We start from the raw sequence: 20,128 nt of genomic DNA, 5'->3' as shown, positions 1-20,128 counted from the left end.
ACCGGTCAGACCTCGTCGGAAGCGGTGCGGGCGACCGTCAGCGCCGTCCACGACACGGGCGGTAGTTCGACGGTCAGCAGGCCGTCGGAGAGCCGCGCGGTGTCGTTGGTGCGCAACCCCACCCGCTGCGTGTCGCGCAGGTCGTTGGCGGCGCGTACGTCGGTGTCCCAGATTCCCCGGGCCGAGACCGCACCGGTGGGCTGGGATGCGCGCAGGTCGATCGTCACCGTCGTCGCCTCGCTGAGATGCCGATTCTGGAGGAAGACCGACAGGGTTGGCCCGTCGCTGGTCGCGGCGGCGGCCACCACCGGCACCGCGCCGAAGGTCGCGGTGGTCGTCTCGTCGGCGTCGACCAGCACCCGCAGCGCGTCGCCCCGGGCGGCCTGCGAGGTGACCGAGAACGGGAAGAAGGTCGTCTGCCGCCAGGCCGGGCCGCCGGGCTCGGTCATGATCGGCGCGATCACGTTGACGAGCTGCGCGAGGTTCGCCGAGGTGACCCGGTCGGCGTGGTTGAGCAGAGAGATCAGCAGACCGCCGAGGACGACGGCGTCCGCGACGGTGTACCGGTCCTCCAGCAGGCGGGGCGCCACCGGCCACTCGTCGATGGTGAAGGTGCGGGCCTGCTCCTGCCACCGGCTCATGTACCAGATGTTCCACTCGTCGAACGCGAGATCGACCCGCTTGGACGACCGTTTGACCGTGCGTACGTGGTCGACGGTGGCGACCACCGACTCGATGTAGCTGTCCATGTCGACCCCGGAGGCCAGGAAGCTGCCCAGGTCACCGTCGTGCTCCTGGTAGTAGGCATGGCAGGAGATGTAGTCGACGTCGTCGTACGCGTGGGTCAGCACCACACGTTCCCACTCACCGAAGGTCGGCATGCCCCGGCCGGACGATCCGCAGGCGACCAGCTTCAGGTCCGGGTCCACCTGCCGCATCGCCTTCGCCGTCATCGCCGCGAGCTTGCCGTAGTCCTCGGCGTCGCGGTGCCCGAGCTGCCAGGGACCGTCCATCTCGTTGCCGAGGCACCACATGGCGATCCCGAACGGTTCCTGCCGGCCGTTGGCGGCCCGCTGCGCGGCCCGCGCGGTCCCGCCGGGGACGTTCGTGTACTCCAGCAGCTCGGCGGCCTCCTTCGGGCCTCGGGTGCCGAGGTTGACGGCCAGCATCAACTCGCCGCCAACCAGGTCGAGCCAGTGCTGGAATTCGTGCAGGCCGACCTGGTTGGTCTCGGTGGAGTGCCAGGCGAGATCGAGCCGGCGCGGACGCTCGGCCACCGGCCCGACGCCGTCCTCCCAGTTGTAGCCGGAGACGAAGTTGCCGCCCGGGTACCGGACCGTGCTGATCCCGAGCTCCTTGACCAGGTCGATGACGTCGCGGCGGAAACCGTCCGGACCGGCGCTCGGATGCCCGGGCTCGTGGATGCCGTCATAGATGTGGCGACCGAGGTGTTCGACGAAACCACCGAAGAGCCGTCGACGGACCGGTCCGACGGTGAAGGCCGGGTTGATGGTGAGGTGTGCGTGGGCCACGAGGATGCCTCCGCCTGGTTGTTCAGTGGGCCATAGGTCCAGCAGGTCAACTGGCCAGGTGTGATCCCTGCCCGCCAGCCCGGTGGCGGACCAGGCTTGATTCGATCACACCTCGCCTGGCTGATCGACCCCGCAGCTATGGTGTACCGATGGCAGCGGTCAAACAGGTCCAGGTCACGTTCGACTGTGCGCAGCCCGAGCGCGTCGCCCGTTTCTGGTGCGAGGTGTTGGGGTACGTCGTGCCGCCGCCACCGGAGGGGTTTGCCACCTGGGGCGACTTCGACCGCGCGTTGCCGCCCGAGCAGCAGGGGTCCGCCTTCGCGTGCGTTGATCCCTCAGGCGTAGGCCCGCGCCTGTTCTTCCAGCGGGTTCCCGAGAGCAAGGTCGTGAAGAATCGGCTGCATCTCGACGTGCGGGTCGGCACCGGCCTGGTGGGTGAGGAGCGCCTTGCCGCGCTTGAGGCCGAATGCGCCCGGCTGGTCGCGCTCGGCGCGGTACGCGTGCGGCTGCTGCGTGCCGACGGTGTGAACGAGTCGTGCCTCGTGATGCAGGACGTCGAGGGCAACGAGTTCTGTCTCGACTGAGGGCGCAGGTTCGGGGCCGCGCCGCCGGCGCGGCCCCGAACCTGCTGGTCAGCCGTTGCTGACCACGCCGGTCAACACGTCGTCCAGCACCGGCCCATCCGCTGTGGGGTAGAAGTACAGCTCGACCTTTTCGTCCGGTTCGACGATCGAGTCGCTGATCGTCGGTACGGTCAGCTCACCGCTGGTCGCGTCCGGGGGGATGGCCAGGTACACCGCCAGCCAGGTCTGCGACAGTGGCCGGGACGGCTCCACTGGCTCCCATGCCTGGTCGACGAACCAGTCCGGATCGACGTCCGTGCTGGACAGCTCCACCCCGTCGAGGGGTGCCTGCGGCAGGGCGAACGCGAAGATGCCCGCCTCGGTCGGCGCGTTCGTGGTGAAGCGCCAGGTCAACGTCTCGCCCTCGGCGACCCGGACGGAGGTGGACTCGAAGGAGATGCCCGGATCCGGGTCGTCGTTGAGGACCGCGAGCCCACCGCTGTAGCTGCCGATGACGAAGCCCCGTTCCGCCTTGGCGGCCAGGGTGTGCCGCTCGGTGTAGTTCCACAGCGGGTCGCCGACCACCTCGACCGGCACCCGGATGGTGCGCTGACCGGGCCGGATGGTGACCAGCCAGGAGCGGCTGGTGAACATGTCGTCGGTGGAGAAGAACAGCCGCACCACACCGCCGCCGGTTCCGGTGGTGGACACCGGGACCACGTGCGTCGTCGTACCGGCATCGCCCTCCTGCACCTGCAGGGTGCCGATGTCCAGCCGGGGCAGGCGATCGGCGCCCGGCTCGGGGGTGCCCGGCTGCCAGCCCCAGGCGTCGAGCAGCCAGGCACGGCCACCCGCGGTGCGCGGGGTGAGTTCGATGGCGGCGACCCGTGCGGGTGCGCCCTTGAGCGGCACCCGCACCTCCTGCGCCCAGTACGAGGTCGTGTTGTCGGTGCCGGGCAGGCCGTCGAGCCGGACCTCGCCCAGCCGGCTGCGGCGGCCGTCCGTGCCGACGACGGCCACGTCGAGCCGGGTCCCGGTCGTGTTCGGCGGGACGATGAGGCGCAGCGCCAGGTCGCGGGCACCGGTGACGGTGACGGGCCGGGCCGGGGCCAGCCGGATCGGGCTGCCGGCGGTGGACCAGCTCAGCGCCGCCGCGTACCGGCCGGGCTCGGGAACGGTCCAGAGGAACGGCGTGAAGTGCGCCATGAGGGCGTTGCGGTCGGCCGGGTCCAGGCAGGACCGCTGCGCGTCGTCGGTGACCTGGTCACAGATCCGTGCCCCACCGGACACCCTCGTCGACGGGTCGACGGTGATCAGCGGCGTACGGTTGCCGCCGAGCGCGTGGCTGAGCACCCGGGCCGGGTCGGCCGAGGGCGCCCGCAGGCCGCTGCCGTCGAGCAGCGGTCGGATCCGGTCGTCGCCGCCGACGAAGAGCCGCGCGGCGGCGGCGATGTAGGTCGCGCCGGCGGTCTGCTGCTGCGTCGCGGTAAGCCGGGTCGCGGCGCCGGGGGAGCACACCGGGTCCGGCTCACCACCGGAGGAGAAGTCGTCGATGGACGGTGCCACCGACTGCCCGGGTGTCCACTCGGTGTTGAAGAAGTTGTGGTTGGCCCCGAGCACGTACAGCGCGCTGCGCAGCGCCCGGCTGCTGCTGATGCCCCGGGTCTCGTCCACGAACAGCTGGCCCTGCAGGTCCAGCACGTCACCGTCGCAGCCCGGCAGGATGGTCACCGACGGGACGTCCGGCACCGGGTTCTGGCCGAAGATGGTGGGACCGATCAGCAGCATGCCGCGTACCGTCCAACGGACCTTGCCGTGATATCCATCGACTGCGGCCGGCGGTGGGGTGAGCGAGTCCATCGCCGCCCGGCTGACGCCCTCGCCACCGCGGGAGTGACCGACCAGCAGCATCCGGGACAGGTCGGCGCGCGGCGCGGCGCGTACGATCGCCGGCGCTCCGGCGCGGCCGGCAGCAGCCCAGTCGGCCCACTTCGCCAGGTGCAGTCGCACAAGTGACGAGCGGGCCTGCGCGCCGCCGTCCTCGGGCTCCCAGTCCTGGCCGTTGATCCCGTTCGCCGAGATGGATACGGTCACGTACCCCTGCGAGGCGAGCAGTTGCTGGGCCTGCAGGTAGCCACGGTGGCTCGGGATCGGGTCGGTGCCGACCGGGCACGGCCACTGCTGGGGCACCGCCTCGTCCCCGCGGTAACACACGGCGTGCCGGCCGTGCAGGAACACGGCGAGGGGCCGGGCGCCGGTGGCGCCCTGTGGCGCGACCACGACCGCCCGCATCTCGACCCGCTCCGGGAAGTCGGGCAGCTTGACGGCGGGCAGGTCGTACTCTCCGGTGATGTGCCGGTAGGGCCCGGCGATGCCGGGATCGACGGCGCCGGCCGGCGGTGCGGCCGGCGCGGCGGGGACTGGCGCCGCGCGGCGGGCGCCGCGCGGTGGCGCCTGGTCGAGTCGTCTGCCGCCGGCACGCACCGTCAGGTCGTCGAGCCGGGCGGGGCCGGCCAGCCCGAGGCTGAAGGTCCGACCGTCCGGGTGCGGCCGGGCGCGGCCGAGTCGCTTGTCGCCCGACCAGAACTCGACGGCGGCGTCACCCATCGGCACCCGCTGGCCGGCGCGCCAGGTCAGCTCGCCGTCGGTGACCGACCAGCCGGCGGCTGCCGGCGGGGCGGGAGGGCTCCCGGATGGATCGGCGGTCGCCTGTCCGGCCGCCCCCGTGACCACTGCCACGACGAGCACGGCAGACATCAGGAATCTACGCATGGGGCACTGTCTATCCCAGGTGTGCAACCTCGTGCCGGAGGTTAAGAAGGGACCCCTTTACTACCTCAGGCGTTAACAGGGGGCCCTTCCTTTCACCCGGGTGGGGGGCCGGAGCTGTCGCGGCGGACGAGTTCGGCGGCGAGCGATTCGACCCGGGGGCTGCCGTCGCCGGCGTCCAGGGCCAGCGCCATCGCCCGGGCACCCATCTCGACCAGGGGCAGTCGGATGGTGGTCAGCGTCGGGGTGACGTCGCGGGCCAGCGGCATGTCGTCGAAGCCGAAGACGCTGACCTGCTCCGGCACCGAGACCGCGCGGGAGCGCAGCAGGGACAGCGCACCGATGGCCATCGAGTCGTTGAGCGCCGCGATCGCGGTCAGCCCGGGTTCGGCGTCGAGCAGCGCGGCGGTGGCGGCGGCGCCGCTGTCCCGGTCGAACTCGGCGTACCGGACGCGGTCTGCGGGCAGGCGCCGACCGTGCTCGGCGAGCGCCTCGCGCAGCCCGGTCAACCGGTCGGTGGTGGTGGTCAGCACCCGTGGGCCGGCCACCACCCCGATCCGTTCGTGCCCGAGGCGGCACATCTCCTGGCCGAGCAGCCAGGCGCCCCTGCGGTTGTCCGGCATCACCGCGTCGCCGGAGTGTTCGTGGCGGCCGATCACCGCGACCCGTCCACCGGTGGCCTCGTACGCCGCCAGCTTGCCGTTGAGCAGTCGGATGAACTCGGCGTCGTGATAGCCGGAGCCGGCCAGGATGATCGCGGCCACCTGGTGCCCTCGCAGCAGCTCGACGTACTCCAGCTCGCGGTCCGGGTCACGGTAGCTGTTGCAGATCATCAGCAGCCGGCCCTGGTCGGTGGCGACCCGCTGCAGACCGCGGGTGATCTCGGAGAAGTACGGGTCGGAGACGTCGTGCACGATGACGCCGACGGGACCCCGGTGCGAGCGGGCCAGCAACTGGGCGTGGGCGTTGGGCACGTACTGCAGCTCGGCGACGGCCTGGAGCACCCGCTCGCGCAGTTCGTCGGTGACCGGCTTGCTGCTGCCATTGATCACCCGGGATGCCGTGGCGGGTGAGACACCGGCTCGCCGGGCCACATCGGACAGAGTCGCCACGTACCGCCCCCTCACGCCTCCGCGTGCCGCACGCGTGGCGGCCAGCGTCACCGTACCGCAGTGTGGGCAACCTTCCGGATCCCTGGTTCGAGCAGGTCACGGCCTATCGTTTCGACGCGGGGCGGGTGACCTGCGGTCCTGCGTGACGGGCAGGTGGCAGCTGGCGTTCGGCGGTGGTGGTGGCCGAAACTACCGGCCGGGGAAAGCCCTTGCCCCGGCGGTGGAGGGGCACCTAGTCTGGGCGGGAAAGCGCTTACCTGGCACCTGTTCGACGGAAGGACCTCCATGACCCGCAGGTCGATCGGCATCATCCTGAACGGCGTCACCGGCCGGATGGGCTACCGGCAGCATCTGGTGCGCTCCCTGCTGGCCATCCGCTCCGCCGGTGGTGTGCCGCTGGCTGACGGCACCACTGCCTGGCCGCACCTCGTCCTGGTCGGTCGCAGCGAGGCCAAGCTGCGCGAGATCGCCGAGCGGCACGGCCTCGACGACTGGACCACCGACCTGAGCACCGCCCTGGCCCGCGACGACATCGAGATCTACTTCGACGCCCAGGTCACCCAGCAGCGGGAGAAGGCAATCCGGCAGGCCATCGACGCCGGAAAGCACATCTACACGGAGAAGCCACTGGCGGAGGAGACCGCCGCCGCCCTGGATCTGGCCCGGGCGGCCCGCGCCGCCGGCGTACGCACCGGCGTGGTGCAGGACAAGCTCTTCCTGCCGGGCCTGCGCAAGCTCAAGCGGCTGCTCGACGGCGGCTTCTTCGGCCAGGTGCTGTCGGTGCGCGGCGAGTTCGGCTACTGGGTCTTCGAGGGCGACTGGCAGCCGGCGCAACGGCCCTCGTGGAACTACCGGGCGTCCGACGGCGGCGGCATCGTGGTGGACATGTTCCCGCACTGGCACTACGTGCTGGCGGAGCTGTTCGGCGAGGTGCGTGCGGTCTCCGCCACCGTCGCCACCCACATTCCGCGCCGCGTCGACGAAACCGGCCAGCCCTACCAGGCCACCGCCGACGACGCCGCCTACGGCACCTTCGAACTGGCGGGCGGCATCATCGCCCAGCTCAACTCGTCCTGGTGTGTGCGGGTGCACCGCGACGAACTGGTCGAGTTCCAGGTCGACGGCACCGAGGGCAGCGCGGTGGCCGGGCTGCGTCGCTGCCGGGTACAGCACCGGGCGGTCACCCCCAAGCCGGTCTGGAATCCGGATCTGCCGGCGACCGAGGACTTCCGGTCGCAGTGGACCGAGGTGCCGGACAACGAGGACTTCGACAACGGCTTCAAGGTGCAGTGGGAGGCGTTCCTGCGGCACGTCGCCACCGGCGAGCCGTTCCCGTGGGACTTCCTGGCCGGCGCGCGCGGCGTGCAGCTGGCCGAACTGGGCCTGCTCTCCGCCCGTGAGGGCCGCCGTGTCGAGGTGCCGGAGCTGACGCTGTGAACCCGGCCGAGGTGACCCTGCCCGGCGGCCGGCGACTGCGGCTGGCCGGTGGTGCCGGCCACCCGCGTCCCGACGGGCCACCGAACAGCCGCATCGCGTACGCCGCCGCGCACGTGGTGGCCGATCCGGCCGCCGACAACACCCCGGGTACCCCGGCCGTGCTCGACTGGGACCGCACGCTGGCCTTCCGTCGGCACCTCTGGTCGTACGGCCTCGGGGTCGCCGAGGCGATGGACACCGCGCAGCGCGGCATGGGCCTGGACTACCCGACGACCCGGGAGTTGATCCGGCGGAGCGCGGCGCAGGCCCGGGCCGTCGGCGGCCGGATCGTCGCCGGCGTCGTCACCGACCAGCTTCCGGCCGGCCCGGCCACCCTCACCGAGGTCACCGCCGCCTACCGTGAGCAGCTCGACGACGTGCAGACCGCCGGAGCCGTACCGGTGCTGATGTGCAGCCGCCAGTTGGCCGCCGCCGCCCGTGGTCCCGAGGACTACCTGCGGGTGTACGACGAACTCCTGCACGCCGCGGACGGGCCGGTGGTGCTGCACTGGCTCGGGCCGATGTTCGACCCGGCGTTGTCCGGCTACTGGGGCACCACCGACCTGGACCTGGCCGCCGATACCGTCGTCGAGCTGCTCAAGGCCCATGCCGCCCGGGTGGACGGGATCAAGGTCTCCCTGCTCGACGCCGGCCGGGAGGTGGCGCTGCGCCGCCGAATGCCGGCCGGGGTTCGCCTCTACACCGGTGACGACTTCCACTACCCGGAGCTGATCCGGGGCGACGACGCCGGCCACTCCGACGCGCTGCTGGGGGTCTTCGCCGCCATCGCCCCGGCCGCGGCCGCCGCGCTGGCCGCCCTAGACCGGGGTGACCTGGCCGCCTACGACGAGATCTTCGCACCGACCGTGCCACTGGCCCGGCACCTGTTCGCCGCGCCCACCTGGTACTACAAGACCGGCATCGTCTTCCTCGCCTGGCTGGCCGGCCACCAGGAGCACTTCACCATGGTCGGGGGACTGCAGTCCGGCCGGTCGCCGGAACACCTGGCCACCCTGCTCACCCTCGCCGACGCAGCCGGCCTGCTGCCCGACGCCGAGCTGGCCGCAGCCCGGGCCCGGGCCTTCTTCACAGTGGCCGGGGTGGTCCAGTGACCGCCGACCGCACCGCGCTGCGCCGGTTCTCGTTCAACCAGGCCACCGCCCAGCACTGGGCGTTGCCCGAGGTGGTCGCCGGCTGCGTCGCCGCCGGGGTGCCGGGCATCGGCCTGTGGCGGGAGCCGGTCGCCGAGTACGGCCTGACCCGCTCCGCCAAACTGGTACGCGATGCCGGGCTTGCGGTGACCACGCTGTGTCGGGGCGGGTTCTTCACCGCCGAGGACTGGCGGGAGCAGAACCTGCGCGCCATCGACGAGGCGGCCACGCTCGGCGCGCCCGTGCTGGTGCTGGTCTCCGGTGGCCTGCCGGCCGGCAGCAAGGACATCGACGGCGCCCGGGCCCGGGTCGCCGACGCGATCGCCGAGCTGGCCCCGCACGCCGACGCGGCCGGGGTGACGATCGCCATCGAACCGCTGCACCCGATGTTCAGCGCCGACCGCTGCGTCATCGCCACCCTCGGGCAGGCGCTGGACATCGCCGAGCGCTTCGACCCGAGCGTCGTCGGGGTGGTGGTCGACGCGTACCACGTGTGGTGGGACGACACCGTCTACCACCAGATCGCCCGGGCGGGCGAGTGGATCGCCTCCTTTCAGGTCTGCGACTGGATCACACCGCTGCCCGAGGGAGTGCTGCTCGGCCGGGCGCTGCCCGGCGACGGCTGCATCGAGCTGCGCCGGCTACGTGAGGCTGTCGACGCGGCCGGCTACACCGGCCCGATCGAGGTGGAGGTCTTCAACGCCGAGGTGTGGGCCCGCCCCGGCGACCAGGTGCTGGCCGCCGCCATCGACGGCTACCTCCGCGAGGTCGCCTGAGGTGAAGGAAGGCCCCTTTTTCAACGCCTGGTGCAGTAGAAGGGCCCTTACTGACCTCGCGGCGGTGCAGCGGCGCTAGCGGGTGGCGAGGGCGTCGACCAGGCGTCGGGTGGAGCCGGCCAGGTTCCACCGCTGGGCCAGCTCGAGCAGCCGGTCCGGGTCGGCCGGTGCCACCGGCAGTTCGGTGAGCAGCGGCGGCAGCGGCACGTCCAGGGCGACCCGGACCACCTTCGGCGCCACCGCGAGGTAGTCCCGCGCGGCGTCGAGCTTGGTGCGTAGCCCGGGCGCGAAGCCGGCGGCCGGTTCGTCCAGGGCAGCGAGGATGCCGGCGATGTCGCCGTACCGGTCGACCAGCCGGGCGGCGGTCTTCTCGCCGACCCCGGCCACCCCGGGCAGTCCGTCGCTGGGGTCGCCGCGCAGCGCGGCGAACTCGGCGTACCGGTTGGCCGGCACGCCGTAGCGGGCGCGCACCGCGGCGTCGTCGCAGTCCTCCAGCTTGGTCACGCCCCGCCCGATGTAGAGCAGCCGCACCCCGCGGGCGTCGTCGATGAGCTGGAACAGGTCACGGTCGCCGGAGACCACCTCCACCGGCCCGGGCTCGGTGACCGACAGCGTGCCGAGCACGTCGTCGGCCTCGTAGCCGGCCGCGCCGACCACGGTGACGCCCAGTGCGTCGAGCACGTCGAGGATCATCGGCACCTGCGGGGTGAGGGTGTCCGGCACCACCTCGCCGCCCTCGGGGGCCACCCGGTGCGCCTTGTACGACGGGAGCAGCGCCACCCGCCAGTCCGGCCGCCAGTCGTGGTCCATCGCGCACACCATCCGGCCCGGCCGGCGGGTGCGGACCAGGTGGGCGAGCATGTCGAGGAAGCCCCGCACGGCGTTGACCGGCTGACCGTCGGCGGTCTTCGCGGCTGACTCGGGAATGCCGAAGTAGGCCCGGAAGTAGAGACTGGGCGCGTCGACGAGCATGATCGGGGTCTGCTGTGCCACGCCCGACAGCCTGGCACACCCCACCGACGTTCACGGCGGACGGCACGTCGATGACGCGATCCGGCGGCGCGATGAAGGAGGACGCCCGATGACCGTACCGACCCGACTGGCGCTGACCACGGTCAACCTGGACACGCCAGACCCGGCCGCGCTGGCCCGCTTCTACGCGCGTCTGCTCGGCTGGGACATCGAGGTCGAGGAGGCCGACGACGTCATCCTGCGTGGCCCCGACGGCGGGGTGGGGCTGTCCTTTCAGCGGGAGCGGGCGTACGCGCGCCCGACCTGGCCCGCCGAGCCCGGCCGGCAGCAGATGATGATGCACCTCGAGATCGGTGTCGAGGATCTGGTCGCCGCCCTGGACCACGCGCTGGCCTGTGGTGCCACCCTGGCCGAGTTTCAACCGCAGGACGACGTACGGGTCTGCCTGGACCCGGACGGGCACCCGTTCTGCCTCTGGCTGACCGGCTGATCCGACCCTCCGGTCAGCCGGCGGCGGTGGTCGGGGCGAGGGCCAGGGAGCACAGCGCGGCGAGCAGCAGCACGGTACCCGTACCGAGCCCGGTGACGGCGCTCACCGGCACCGAACGCGCGCGAGCCACCGGGTTCGCGGTCACCGCTACCAGCGTTATCCGTCCTGGTGCGATCTTGTGGGGGGACCCTGGCATCGCCCGCCAGCTCGCTCCGGCGCCGTTGGCCGTTGCACCCACCCGCAGGATGCCTGGTCAGGTGATGTCACGGCGCATGGGAAGGACGAGGCCGATGGCAGCGGCGGTCAGCGCGTACATGCCGAGGACGAGGGCACCGGCGGCAGGTGGAAGGAGCTGGATGGTGGCGCTGCCGAGCTGTTCGGACATGGCGTCGGCGACATAGGTGAAGTCGGTGAGGGCGGCGGTCGCGCCGCCGGGCAGGACCGGGTAGAGCATGTTGACGCCGGGGATCATCATGAGCAGCGTTTCGCCCATGTACAGGTAGCCGATCACGACGCAGAGGGCGGCAACCTGGTTGCGGATGAGGGCGCCCATGCCGACGCCGATGAGCAGGTACACCACCATCGCGACACTGATGCGTCCGAGCAGCGCCAGCACGGTGTGGGCGGGCAGGCCCAGGGTGACGCCGCGGGCGGCGGCCACGGTGAGCAGGGCCGCGGCGGCGGTGCTGGCGAGGACGAGGCCGTAGGCGAGACCGAGGACCGCGTAGGTGGCGAGTTTGGCCGCGAGTACCTGCCAGCGGCGCGGCGCGAACAGGAACGTGACAGCGGCGGTGCGGTGCCGGTACTCGGCGGTGACCGCGACGGTGCCGGCTGCGGCCGGGACGAACGCGGTGTAGCCGAGAATGCCGAGGAGCGAGCGGACACCGGTCTCGGTGTCCAGTCCGGGCAGGGGTGGGTCGAAGTTCTCCGGGCCGACCAGCGCCATGGCGCCGATCATGCCGCCGCCGAGCACGGCGGCGGCGATCAGGAGACCAACCCACATCCGGGTGGCCAGCAGTCGGCGGAACTCCGCTCTCATCAGGTGGGTCATGATGTGGCTGCCCTGTCGTTGGTAAGCGTGCCGGTGGTCAGATCGAGAAAGAGTTGTTCGAGGCTGGTGTTCTCGGTGACCAGTTCGTGTACGCGCAGGCGGTGCGCGGCAGCGAGGTCGGCGACGCCTGGTGCATCCAGACCGTGTACCCGCAGTAGGCCCGGTCCGACGGTGTCAACGCGTAGCACGGTGCCGGCGTTGGCATGACTGGTCGCCAGGGTCGCGGCGAGGGTCTCGGCGTCGGGTGAGGTGACCAGCACGGCTGGCGGTCCGGCCAGCCGCGACCACGGTCCGGCGGCGACGAGTTCGCCGCGCCGGATCACCACCACGTCGTCGACGAGTTGCTGTACCTCACTGAGCACGTGGCTGGAGATCAGGACGGTGCGTCCGTCCGCGGCGAGCCCGCGCAGCACGCCGCGCAGCCATGCCATGCCTTCCGGATCCAGGCCGTTGCCGGGTTCGTCGAGCAGCAGTACGCGAGGGTCGCCGAGCAGCGCGGTCGCGAGGTTGAGCCGTTGGCGCATGCCGGTGGAGAACCCGCGGGTTCGGCGGTCGGCGGCCTCGGCGAGGCCGAGCTGGTGCAGCAGTTCGGTGACCCGACTGTCGGGATGGCCGCCCATTGCGGCGTACACGCGCAGGTGGTCGCGGGCAGTGTGGCCGGGGTGGAACGCGTTGGCGTCGAACATCGCCCCGACGGTGCCCGACGGCCGGGCCAGCCGCTTGTACGGCTTTCCGCCGATCGTGGCGGTGCCCGACGTGGGCGACACCAGGCCGGTCAGCATCCGCATCGTGGTGGTCTTGCCGGCGCCGTTTGGGCCGAGGAAGCCGGTGATGACACCCGGTTCCACGGTGAAGCTCAGGTCACGGACGGCGGTGATCTCGCCGTACCGCTTGGTCAGGTGCGAGACCTCGACAGTGAGCCCGTCGGTGCTCATGCGCGGGCCGCCATCGCGCGGCCGATCGCCTCCGCGAGACCGGGCGCGTCCGGGCCGGACAGCACGACCTCGTCGAACTCGCCGCCGGCGCCCGCGCGGTCCAGCACCAGGTGCAGCCCGGGCTCACCGCGGCGGGCGGCCACGAGTTGCCGGGGACCACCGAACAGACCCCAAACACCGATCTTGACGAAGCCGGACACGACGTACCCGCTCCGGGCGCCGCGGGCCAGCCGCAGCGGACTGTCCACCTGGGCGACGTGCCGCACCGCCCTGATGGCCACCGCCAGCCGCTCCCGCCCGGTCCAGAGCCGCTCCCATCCGGTGAACCGTATGTCGATCATGTCGCTGGACAGCGTGACGGATGCCATCAGTCATTCCCCTCTCGTCGGACCGGTGTCCCCTGCGGGCTCCGGTGTCTGCTTGTCGCCGGTGGGTGTCGGCTGGTCGGCCGGCATCAGGATGGTGGCCAGCAACCGCGGTGTTCGCCCGTTGCCCGGCTCGTTGCCGAGCAGCGGGCCGACGATCGCGTTGAATCCAGTGGCGAACTCGCCCAGCTCGGCGTCGGTGAGGTGCAGTACGAGCTGGTGGTATCCCACGCCGTCGGCGACGAAGTCGATCCGCTCCCGTGCCAGGTATCGGGAGAACTCCGACAGCAGGCTGGAAACGAACGCCGTGAAGTAGCGCGCATGCTCCTCGGGCGTGGCCGTAGCCAGGGCCGCCGGGTCCAGCGTCGCGCCGTGCCCTGGTAACGCGTACACCCGCTCGGTCGCACCGCGGATCCGGCGTTCCGTCACCACCTCCAGCAGCCCGGCCTTGACCAGCGCCGCCAGATGTCGGTACAGGGTGGCCTGCGGAATGTCCGGCAGCCGCTCGACAAGGTCGCGCGTGGTCAGCTCGGCCCCCGCGACGGCCCGCAGGATCCGGATCCGGACCGGATGCAGCGCCAGTTCGGCCCAGCGCTCCCTCGACTTCTCCACGTCACCAACGATATCACTATCGAGAACGATAACGGATCGGTGTGCCGAGCACCGTCCGCACTCCGGCCCCAAACGACCGTTAAGCTGGTGGGGTGGGGATCGAGGAGCTGTATCCGCCGCGACGTCTGATCGCCGCGCAGCGCGCCACCGCCGCCGCCGGGCTCGACGCGTTGCTGCTCGGCCCCGGCTCCGACCTGCGCTACCTGACCGGCTACGAGGCGCACGCCGGTGAGCGGCTGACCCTGCTGGTGCTGCCCGCCGAGGGCGATCCGACGCTGATCGTGCCGACCCTGGAGCGGCCGGCGGCCGAGGCATCCCCGGCGCCGGGCACCGGCGTACGCATCATCGACCACGCCGACGGCACCGACCCGTACCCGCTGGTCGCCGCTGCCCTCGGCGGGCCGGTCGGCGCGGTGGGGCTGGCCGACCGCATGTGGGCCGAGCAGGTGCTCGCGCTGCGCGCCACGCTGCCCGCCGCCGGACAACGGCTCGCCTCCGAGGTGCTGCGGGAGCTACGGATCCACAAGTCGCCGGCGGAGATCGCGGCGCTCGCCGAGGCCGGCGCGGCGATCGACGCGGTGCACGCCCGGATGGGCCAGTGGCTGCGGCCGGGGCGTACCGAGGTCGAGGTGGCCGCCGACATCGCGGCGGCGATCCGCGCGGCCGGTCACGTCACGGTCGACTTCGTGATCGTCGCGGCCGGTCCGAACGGTGCCAGCCCGCACCACGGCACCGCCGACCGGCCGATCGGAGCCGGTGAGCCGGTGGTGGTCGACATCGGCGGCACCATGCCCTCGGGCTACCGCTCCGACTGCACCCGCACGTACGTCGCCGGCGGCCGGCCACCGGCCGAGTTCAGCGACTACTACGCGGTGCTGCATGACGCGCAGCGCGCCGCCGTTGCGGCGGTCCGCCCCGGGGTGAGCGCCGAGGCTGTCGACGCCGCCGCCCGGAAGCCGATCGCCGCCGCCGGGTACGGCGACGCCTTCCTGCACCGCACCGGCCACGGCATCGGGCTGGACGGCCACGAGGACCCGTACGTGGTGGCGGGCAACGACCGCCCGCTGGCGGCGGGGATGGCCTTCTCCGTCGAACCGGGCATCTACCTGGCCGGGCGGCACGGCGCCCGGATCGAGGACATCGTCGTCTGCACGACGGACGGCGTACGACGGCTCAACACCACCCCCACGGAGCTCATCGCGCTATGACAGTCGACCGGATCCTGCCCACCGACGAGGCTCACGACCTGCTGGAGCTGGCCACCGAACTCGCCGACCGGGAACTCGCCCCGAGGGTGGACGAGTACGAGCAGCGCGCCGAGTTCCCCCGGGAGGTGCTGCGCACGCTGGGCCGGGCCGGGCTGCTCGGCCTGCCGTACCCGGAGGAGCACGGCGGGGCCGCCCAGCCGTACGAGGTGTACCTGCAGGTGCTGGAGATCCTGGCCGGCCGCTGGCTGGCCGTCGCCGAGGCGGTCAGCGTGCACACCCTGTCCTGCCACCCGGTCGCCGCGTTCGGCACCGACGAGCAGCGTAAACTGCTGCCCGACATGATCGGCGGCGAGCTGCTGGGCGCGTACTGCCTGTCGGAGCCGCAGGGTGGCTCGGACGCCGCCTCGCTGACCACCAGGGCGGTTCGCGACGGCGACGGCTACGTGGTGTCCGGTACCAAGGCGTGGATCACCCACGCCCAGGTGGCCGACTTCTACAACATCTTCTGCCGCACCGGTGGCCCCGGCTCGCGCGGCATCTCCTGCCTGCTCGCCGACCGCGCCACGGCCGGTATCCACCCGCAGGCGACCGAGCGCACCATGGGACTGCGCTCCTCGCCGGTGGCGCAGATCGCCTTCGACGACGCCCGGGTGCCGGCGGACCGGCTGATCGGCGGCGAGGGGGCCGGCTTCACCATCGCCATGTCAGCCCTGGACTCCGGCCGACTGGGCATCGCCGCCTGCGCGGTGGGACTGGCCCAGGCGGCACTGGACTACGCGGTGGGATACGCCCGGCAGCGTCAGCAGTTCGGCCGCTCCATCATCGATTTCCAGGGCCTCGGTTTCACCCTCGCCGATCTGGCCACCCAGATCTCCGCCGCCCGGGCGCTGACGCTCGCCGCGGCCCGGCTGCGCGACGCCGGCCGGCCGTACTCGATCGAGGCGGCCAAGGCGAAGTTGTTCGCCACCGACATGGCGATGCGGGTGACCACGGACGCGGTGCAGGTGCTCGGCGGCGCGGGTTACGTGGCCGACCACCCGGTGGAGCGCTACCTGCGGGAGGCCAAGGTGCTCCAGATCGTGGAGGGCACCAACCAGATCCAGCGGCTGGTGATCTCCCGGGCGTTGGCCAGGGGCTGACCGAGCGCGACCGTCCGTCCGCCGAGCGCGCCGCTCGACCGGCCCTGTCGTCGCGTTTGCGCGGCTTTCCCGGTAGGTTGCACGCCGTGGAGGAGATCGACCGGGCCATTGTCGCCGCGTTGACCGCGGACGGCCGGCTGTCGTACACGGATCTCGCGGAGAAGGTGGGCCTTTCGGTCTCCGCCGTGCACCAGCGGGTGCGGCGATTGGAACAGCGCGGTGTGATCAACGGCTACACCGCCCGGGTCTCCTTCGAGGCGCTCGACCTGCCGCTGACCGCGTTCGTGGCGATCCGGCCGTTCGATCCGTCGCAGCCGGACGACGCGCCCGTGCGGCTGGCGCACCTGCCGGAGATCGACTCGTGCTATTCGGTGGCGGGAGAGGACTTCTACCTGCTGCTGGTGCGGGTGGCCGGCCCGCTCGACCTGGAACGGGTGTTGCAGGAGATCCGAACCTCGGCCAACGTCACCACCCGGACCACCGTCGTGCTCTCCACGCCGTACGAGCACCGCCCGCCGAAGGTCGCCCTCGATCCCGCGGGCCCGCACCGTGTCCGGGGGGCTTCGGCCGAGTCGGCGGGCTCACAACCGGGTTGACCCGGTCAACCCCCCATGGCGTCAACTCGCAGGGGGCGCGGCTAGTATCCATCCCTGATTCTGCGCAAGTGAGACCCGGATCATGACCGGCCGCCGGGACGGCGGCTAGCGCCGCCCAGGCGAAGGGGTCGATGCCGGGTTTTTTCTAGGGGAGGGCGAGATGTACGGATCGATGCGAGCGCGGTTGCGCCAGACGATGGCCGGAGTCCGCTCATGACACGTATCCTCATCCGCGCTGGCAAGAGTCCGCTGCAAGTGCTGTCTCACGAGCAGAGCCTCGCCTCCTCCAGGCTGGGCATCTTCGGCTCCAACTCCGGCAACATGCTCTTCTACAGTGCGGTGTTCCGGGTGCTGAGTGTGCCCGATGCCGAGGTGGTCGCGAACTCCTACGTGCATGAACGTCCGGTGAATCTCAGCACCTACGTCCGCCGGACGAACGAGGAGTTCGACCGGTTCGTGCTGCCGATGGCGAACTCCTACCGGGACACCTTCCTCCCGCACCTGGAGCGCCTCGCCAAGGTCATCGAGCGGCTTAAGATTCCTGTCACGGTCGTGGGCATCGGCGCCCAACTGCCGTACGGCACGGACTTCGACTCGCTGCCCGACGACTACAAGAAGATCGTCACCCGGTTCACCCGGGCCGTTCTCAACCGGTCCGCCTCCATCGGCGTCCGGGGCGAGTACACGGCGCGCATGCTGAAGTACCTGGGCTTCGGCGACGAGCACGTGCGGGTGATCGGCTGCCCGTCGATGTTCGGCAACGGGCCGCTGGGGCCGCTGGTGCGCAAGGTCGACCGGCTCTCCTACGACAGCCCGATGGCCATCTCGTACACCCCGAAGGTCAAGGGCGTCGACCTGCTGGTCGAGGCCAACACCAACCGGTACCCCAACAGCGTCATCGTGCCCCAGCAGCACCAGCGGCTGGCCCTCATGCTCTGGGGCGAGAACCCGGCCAGCATCCCCAACAAGCGGATGCCCATCCACACCGACCATCCGCTCTACGAGAACGACCGGATGCGCTTCTTCGTGGACACGTCGACCTGGGTCGAATTCATGGCCCAGCAGCACTTCACGTTCGGCACCCGCATCCACGGCAACGTCGCGGGCGTGCTGGCGGGCACCCCGGCGGTGGTGCTGGCCCACGACTCCCGCACCGTCGAGCTGGCCGAGTACCACGGCATCCCGTACCGCCTCTACGCCGACCTGCCGGCGGACGTCGACGCGCAGCAGCTCTACGCCGAGGCCGACTTCGACACCTTCGGACGGCGCCAGGCCGAGACCTTCGACACGTACGTGCGGTTCCTCGAGCACAACGATCTGGAGCACGTGTTCCAACCGGGCAAGGCGAACCCCGCCTACGACAAGGCGCTCGCGGCCGCCAACTTCCCCGGGCCGGTGCACACGCTGATGGCCTCGGACACCGTCGGGCGGCGGCAGGTCATGTCGCGCCTGCGCTGGCTGCGGCAGGGACATGACGGCGATCTCAAACGCCCTGCCTACGCCTTCAAACCACCCTTCCGCGAACCGCGCGGAACGAAGTCGCTTGAGGAGCGGGTAACTCAGTTGGAGAAGGAACTGAAGTTGCAGCAGGAATCTATGGCCACCTGGCGGGGCCGGATGGGACGGGTGCTGCGGATCAACCCGCTGTCCACGGGGGGCCGGCGGTGACGATGGAGGGTCCGGACAAGTCCGGATTGAGTGCGTTCCTGGCCTCGGCGCCGGGAGCGCGGCTGGTCTCCTCGACGATCGAGGTGGCGGCCCTGGCCGCCCTGCTCCTGGCGGCGGTGGCAAGCTCCCGCCTCTGGGCGCTCGCCCCGGCCGCGCTCGCGGCCGGTCTGCTGGCCTGGACCTGGCGCGGCGCGTTGCGCGGCGGCCCGGTGGCCGTCGGTAAGGCGGTCGTGCCGCGGGTACTGCTGCTCGCCGGCGCGTACCTGCTCGGCACGGTGCACGGCGGCGTCGATCCCGCACTGGCCGTCGGCATCGCCGTCGCCGGCCTCGCGGTGCTCAGCGAGGCGCCGCTGGGGATGATCGCGCGGGCCGCCTACCCTGTCACGGCGAACCTGCCCGGGATCGGCGCGCGGCCCTACCGGCGTCCGAACACGAGCCGGGTCGTCCTGGTCAACGGCGCCGCGGTCCTGGTGGCGCTCGTCTGCGCGTTCACCGACGCCCTCGGGGTGATCGCGGCGGTGGTGGCGGTCGCGGCGCTCGCCCTGTCGTTGTTCACCGTGTTCCAGGCGCTGACCCGGGCCCGGGCGCGGCGCACCAGCGAGGCGAACCTGTCCGCCGCACTGACCGCCTACGAGCCGGCCTTCGTCCTGCACTGGACCGCACCGGCGGGCACCGCCTACCAGATCGCGATGTGGCTGCCCTACCTGGAGCGCCTCGACCGGAAGTTCTTCGTGCTGGTACGCGGCGAGGCCAACTTCAACGAGGCGGTGGCGCTCACCAAGGCGCCGGTGGTGTTCCGGTCGCGGCTGGAGGACATGGACGACGTGGTCACCCCGTCCATGCGGGCGGCCTTCTACGTCAACACGGCGACGAAGAACAACCACCTCATCCGGTACACGAACCTGACGCACATCCAGCTCAACCACGGCGACAGCGACAAGGTGCCGAGCCACAACCCGGCCTTCCGCATCTACGACAAGAACTTCGTCGCCGGCCAGGCGGCGATCGACCGGTTCGCGGCCAACGGCGTGAGCATGCCGGTGGAGATGTTCACCGTCGTCGGACGTCCCCAGGTGGAGAACGTCGCGGTGGCCGCCAAGCCGATCGCCTCGATCGCCAACCCCCGGGTCCTCTACGCCCCGACCTGGGCCGGTTTCTACGCCGACTCCAACTATTCGTCGCTGCCGTTCGGCTACGACATCATCAAGGCGTTGGTCGCGCGTGGTTGCAGCATCGTCTTCCGACCGCACCCGTACAGCCGACGGTCACCGGTGCTGAACCGCGAGTGCGACCGGATCCAGGCGCTGCTGGCCGAGGACCGCAGGGTCAACGGGCGACCGCACGTCTTCGGCAACCAGGCCGAGGCGAAGATGTCGGTGACGGACTGCTTCAACGCCTCCGACGTGCTGGTGTCGGACGTGTCGAGTGTGGTGGCCGACTACCTGTACTCGGAGAAGCCCTTCGCGATGGTTGCCGTCTCGACGCCGGCGACCACGTTCACCGACCACTTCCCGCTCGCGCGGGTGAGCTACGTGATCGACGCGCACGGCGGCCGGATCCAGGGACTCGACGCGGCCCTCGACGACCTGCTCGGCAGCGATCCCCTCGCCGCCACCCGACAGGAGCTCAAGAAGTACTACCTCGGTGACATCCCGGGGGAGCGGTACGCCCAGCGCTTCCTCGACGAGGCGTCGCGCTACCTCTGATTCGGCG

19 protein-coding genes are annotated in these 20,128 nt (G+C 71.4%); 10 read left to right on the top strand and 9 right to left on the bottom strand.

The window, feature by feature from the left end; genetic code table 11:
* Positions 1 to 5 precede the first annotated feature (5 nt).
* Positions 6 to 1,532, bottom strand: coding sequence for an arabinosylfuranosidase ArfA (gene arfA / locus BMY89_RS05460; protein WP_092375953.1), 1,527 nt, complete (start codon positions 1,530 to 1,532; stop codon positions 6 to 8).
* 149 nt (positions 1,533 to 1,681) lie between these two features.
* Between arfA and BMY89_RS05455 the strand changes: the two genes are divergently transcribed.
* A complete protein-coding gene (locus BMY89_RS05455) occupies positions 1,682 to 2,116 on the top strand; it encodes a VOC family protein (protein ID WP_092375950.1) in 435 nt (144 codons plus the stop codon).
* A 48-nt stretch (positions 2,117 to 2,164) separates the two neighbouring features.
* Here the strand turns inward: BMY89_RS05455 and BMY89_RS05450 are convergent, their stop codons facing one another.
* Positions 2,165 to 4,867 (bottom strand): hypothetical protein, encoded by a 2,703-nt coding sequence (locus BMY89_RS05450; protein ID WP_092375948.1) that lies wholly within the window; start codon positions 4,865 to 4,867, stop codon positions 2,165 to 2,167.
* Between the two features lie 92 nt (positions 4,868 to 4,959).
* Positions 4,960 to 5,976, bottom strand: coding sequence for a LacI family DNA-binding transcriptional regulator (locus tag BMY89_RS05445; RefSeq protein WP_092375945.1), 1,017 nt, complete (start codon positions 5,974 to 5,976; stop codon positions 4,960 to 4,962).
* A 285-nt stretch (positions 5,977 to 6,261) separates the two neighbouring features.
* Between BMY89_RS05445 and BMY89_RS05440 the strand changes: the two genes are divergently transcribed.
* Genes BMY89_RS05440 through BMY89_RS05430 form a run of 3 tightly spaced genes read left to right on the top strand, consistent with a single transcriptional unit; the run spans position 6,262 to position 9,379 of the window.
* Complete coding sequence (locus tag BMY89_RS05440) at positions 6,262 to 7,413, top strand: Gfo/Idh/MocA family protein (RefSeq protein ID WP_092375942.1); 1,152 nt, start codon at positions 6,262 to 6,264, stop codon at positions 7,411 to 7,413.
* Positions 7,410 to 8,564, top strand: a complete 1,155-nt coding sequence (locus tag BMY89_RS05435; protein ID WP_092375939.1) for a dihydrodipicolinate synthase family protein — start codon at positions 7,410 to 7,412, stop codon at positions 8,562 to 8,564. The genes BMY89_RS05440 and BMY89_RS05435 overlap by 4 nt, the downstream gene beginning before the upstream one ends.
* Positions 8,561 to 9,379 (top strand): sugar phosphate isomerase/epimerase family protein, encoded by an 819-nt coding sequence (locus BMY89_RS05430; RefSeq protein ID WP_092375937.1) that lies wholly within the window; start codon positions 8,561 to 8,563, stop codon positions 9,377 to 9,379. The genes BMY89_RS05435 and BMY89_RS05430 overlap by 4 nt, the downstream gene beginning before the upstream one ends.
* Positions 9,380 to 9,454: 75 nt before the next feature.
* On the opposite strand, the gene BMY89_RS05425 is transcribed toward BMY89_RS05430, so the two are convergent.
* The gene (locus tag BMY89_RS05425) at positions 9,455 to 10,351 is read right to left on the bottom strand and encodes a 5'-3' exonuclease (protein WP_092377396.1); all 897 of its coding nucleotides are present in this window, start codon (positions 10,349 to 10,351) and stop codon (positions 9,455 to 9,457) included.
* A 109-nt stretch (positions 10,352 to 10,460) separates the two neighbouring features.
* Here BMY89_RS05425 and BMY89_RS05420 point away from each other — a divergent pair, with 109 nt between their 5' ends.
* The gene (locus BMY89_RS05420; protein ID WP_092375934.1) at positions 10,461 to 10,841 is read left to right on the top strand and encodes a VOC family protein; all 381 of its coding nucleotides are present in this window, start codon (positions 10,461 to 10,463) and stop codon (positions 10,839 to 10,841) included.
* Positions 10,842 to 10,854: 13 nt separating this feature from the next.
* Here the strand turns inward: BMY89_RS05420 and BMY89_RS31280 are convergent, their stop codons facing one another.
* The 5 genes from BMY89_RS31280 to BMY89_RS05400 form a co-directional block, all read right to left on the bottom strand.
* Entirely contained in the window at positions 10,855 to 10,986 is a 132-nt protein-coding gene (locus tag BMY89_RS31280; protein WP_269766845.1) for a hypothetical protein, read from the bottom strand.
* Between the two features lie 108 nt (positions 10,987 to 11,094).
* Positions 11,095 to 11,880 (bottom strand): ABC transporter permease, encoded by a 786-nt coding sequence (locus tag BMY89_RS05415; RefSeq protein WP_232521077.1) that lies wholly within the window; start codon positions 11,878 to 11,880, stop codon positions 11,095 to 11,097.
* A gap of 8 nt (positions 11,881 to 11,888) precedes the next feature.
* On the bottom strand, positions 11,889 to 12,827 hold the full coding sequence (locus BMY89_RS05410; protein WP_092375928.1) for an ABC transporter ATP-binding protein: 939 nt from the start codon (positions 12,825 to 12,827) through the stop codon (positions 11,889 to 11,891).
* Positions 12,824 to 13,195 (bottom strand): hypothetical protein, encoded by a 372-nt coding sequence (locus BMY89_RS05405; protein ID WP_092375925.1) that lies wholly within the window; start codon positions 13,193 to 13,195, stop codon positions 12,824 to 12,826. Before BMY89_RS05405 ends, BMY89_RS05410 begins: the two co-directional genes overlap by 4 nt.
* A 3-nt stretch (positions 13,196 to 13,198) precedes the next feature.
* Positions 13,199 to 13,804 carry a helix-turn-helix domain-containing protein gene (locus BMY89_RS05400; RefSeq protein WP_092375922.1) on the bottom strand — a complete coding sequence of 202 codons (606 nt, stop codon included), beginning with the start codon at positions 13,802 to 13,804 and terminating at the stop codon, positions 13,199 to 13,201.
* Between the two features lie 92 nt (positions 13,805 to 13,896).
* Here BMY89_RS05400 and BMY89_RS05395 point away from each other — a divergent pair, with 92 nt between their 5' ends.
* The 5 genes from BMY89_RS05395 to BMY89_RS05375 all read left to right on the top strand — a co-directional run bounded on the left by BMY89_RS05395 (position 13,897) and on the right by BMY89_RS05375 (position 20,121).
* Positions 13,897 to 15,012: a M24 family metallopeptidase gene (locus tag BMY89_RS05395; protein WP_092375916.1), complete on the top strand. Its 1,116-nt coding sequence runs from the start codon at positions 13,897 to 13,899 to the stop codon at positions 15,010 to 15,012.
* Positions 15,009 to 16,151 (top strand): acyl-CoA dehydrogenase family protein, encoded by a 1,143-nt coding sequence (locus BMY89_RS05390; RefSeq protein WP_092375911.1) that lies wholly within the window; start codon positions 15,009 to 15,011, stop codon positions 16,149 to 16,151. The genes BMY89_RS05395 and BMY89_RS05390 overlap by 4 nt, the downstream gene beginning before the upstream one ends.
* A gap of 86 nt (positions 16,152 to 16,237) precedes the next feature.
* A complete protein-coding gene (locus tag BMY89_RS05385; protein WP_092375908.1) occupies positions 16,238 to 16,747 on the top strand; it encodes an Lrp/AsnC family transcriptional regulator in 510 nt (169 codons plus the stop codon).
* Between the two features lie 213 nt (positions 16,748 to 16,960).
* The gene (locus BMY89_RS05380; RefSeq protein ID WP_092375904.1) at positions 16,961 to 18,415 is read left to right on the top strand and encodes a polysaccharide pyruvyl transferase family protein; all 1,455 of its coding nucleotides are present in this window, start codon (positions 16,961 to 16,963) and stop codon (positions 18,413 to 18,415) included.
* 2 nt (positions 18,416 to 18,417) lie between these two features.
* The gene (locus BMY89_RS05375; RefSeq protein ID WP_092375901.1) at positions 18,418 to 20,121 is read left to right on the top strand and encodes a CDP-glycerol glycerophosphotransferase family protein; all 1,704 of its coding nucleotides are present in this window, start codon (positions 18,418 to 18,420) and stop codon (positions 20,119 to 20,121) included.
* The last annotated feature ends 7 nt before the right edge of the window (positions 20,122 to 20,128 follow it).

Source organism: Micromonospora phaseoli (genome assembly GCF_900109115.1).
Classification (GTDB): domain Bacteria; phylum Actinomycetota; class Actinomycetes; order Mycobacteriales; family Micromonosporaceae; genus Micromonospora; species Micromonospora phaseoli.
Note: the sequence above shows the minus strand (reverse complement) of the source record. Positions and strands in the feature narration are given on the sequence as shown.

What these genes read in the sequence shown, in the direction of transcription:
- BMY89_RS05455 (WP_092375950.1), top strand. Translation starts at nt 1,682, where the DNA reads ATGGCAGCGGTCAAACAGGTCCAGGTCACGTTCGACTGTGCGCAGCCC.
- BMY89_RS05450 (WP_092375948.1), bottom strand. Translation starts at nt 4,867, where the DNA reads ATGCGTAGATTCCTGATGTCTGCCGTGCTCGTCGTGGCAGTGGTCACG.
- BMY89_RS05440 (WP_092375942.1), top strand. Translation starts at nt 6,262, where the DNA reads ATGACCCGCAGGTCGATCGGCATCATCCTGAACGGCGTCACCGGCCGG.
- BMY89_RS05425 (WP_092377396.1), bottom strand. Translation starts at nt 10,351, where the DNA reads ATGCTCGTCGACGCGCCCAGTCTCTACTTCCGGGCCTACTTCGGCATT.
- BMY89_RS05420 (WP_092375934.1), top strand. Translation starts at nt 10,461, where the DNA reads ATGACCGTACCGACCCGACTGGCGCTGACCACGGTCAACCTGGACACG.
- BMY89_RS05415 (WP_232521077.1), bottom strand. Translation starts at nt 11,880, where the DNA reads ATGAGAGCGGAGTTCCGCCGACTGCTGGCCACCCGGATGTGGGTTGGT.
- BMY89_RS05410 (WP_092375928.1), bottom strand. Translation starts at nt 12,827, where the DNA reads ATGAGCACCGACGGGCTCACTGTCGAGGTCTCGCACCTGACCAAGCGG.
- BMY89_RS05405 (WP_092375925.1), bottom strand. Translation starts at nt 13,195, where the DNA reads ATGGCATCCGTCACGCTGTCCAGCGACATGATCGACATACGGTTCACC.
- BMY89_RS05390 (WP_092375911.1), top strand. Translation starts at nt 15,009, where the DNA reads ATGACAGTCGACCGGATCCTGCCCACCGACGAGGCTCACGACCTGCTG.
- BMY89_RS05380 (WP_092375904.1), top strand. Translation starts at nt 16,961, where the DNA reads ATGACACGTATCCTCATCCGCGCTGGCAAGAGTCCGCTGCAAGTGCTG.
- BMY89_RS05375 (WP_092375901.1), top strand. Translation starts at nt 18,418, where the DNA reads ATGGAGGGTCCGGACAAGTCCGGATTGAGTGCGTTCCTGGCCTCGGCG.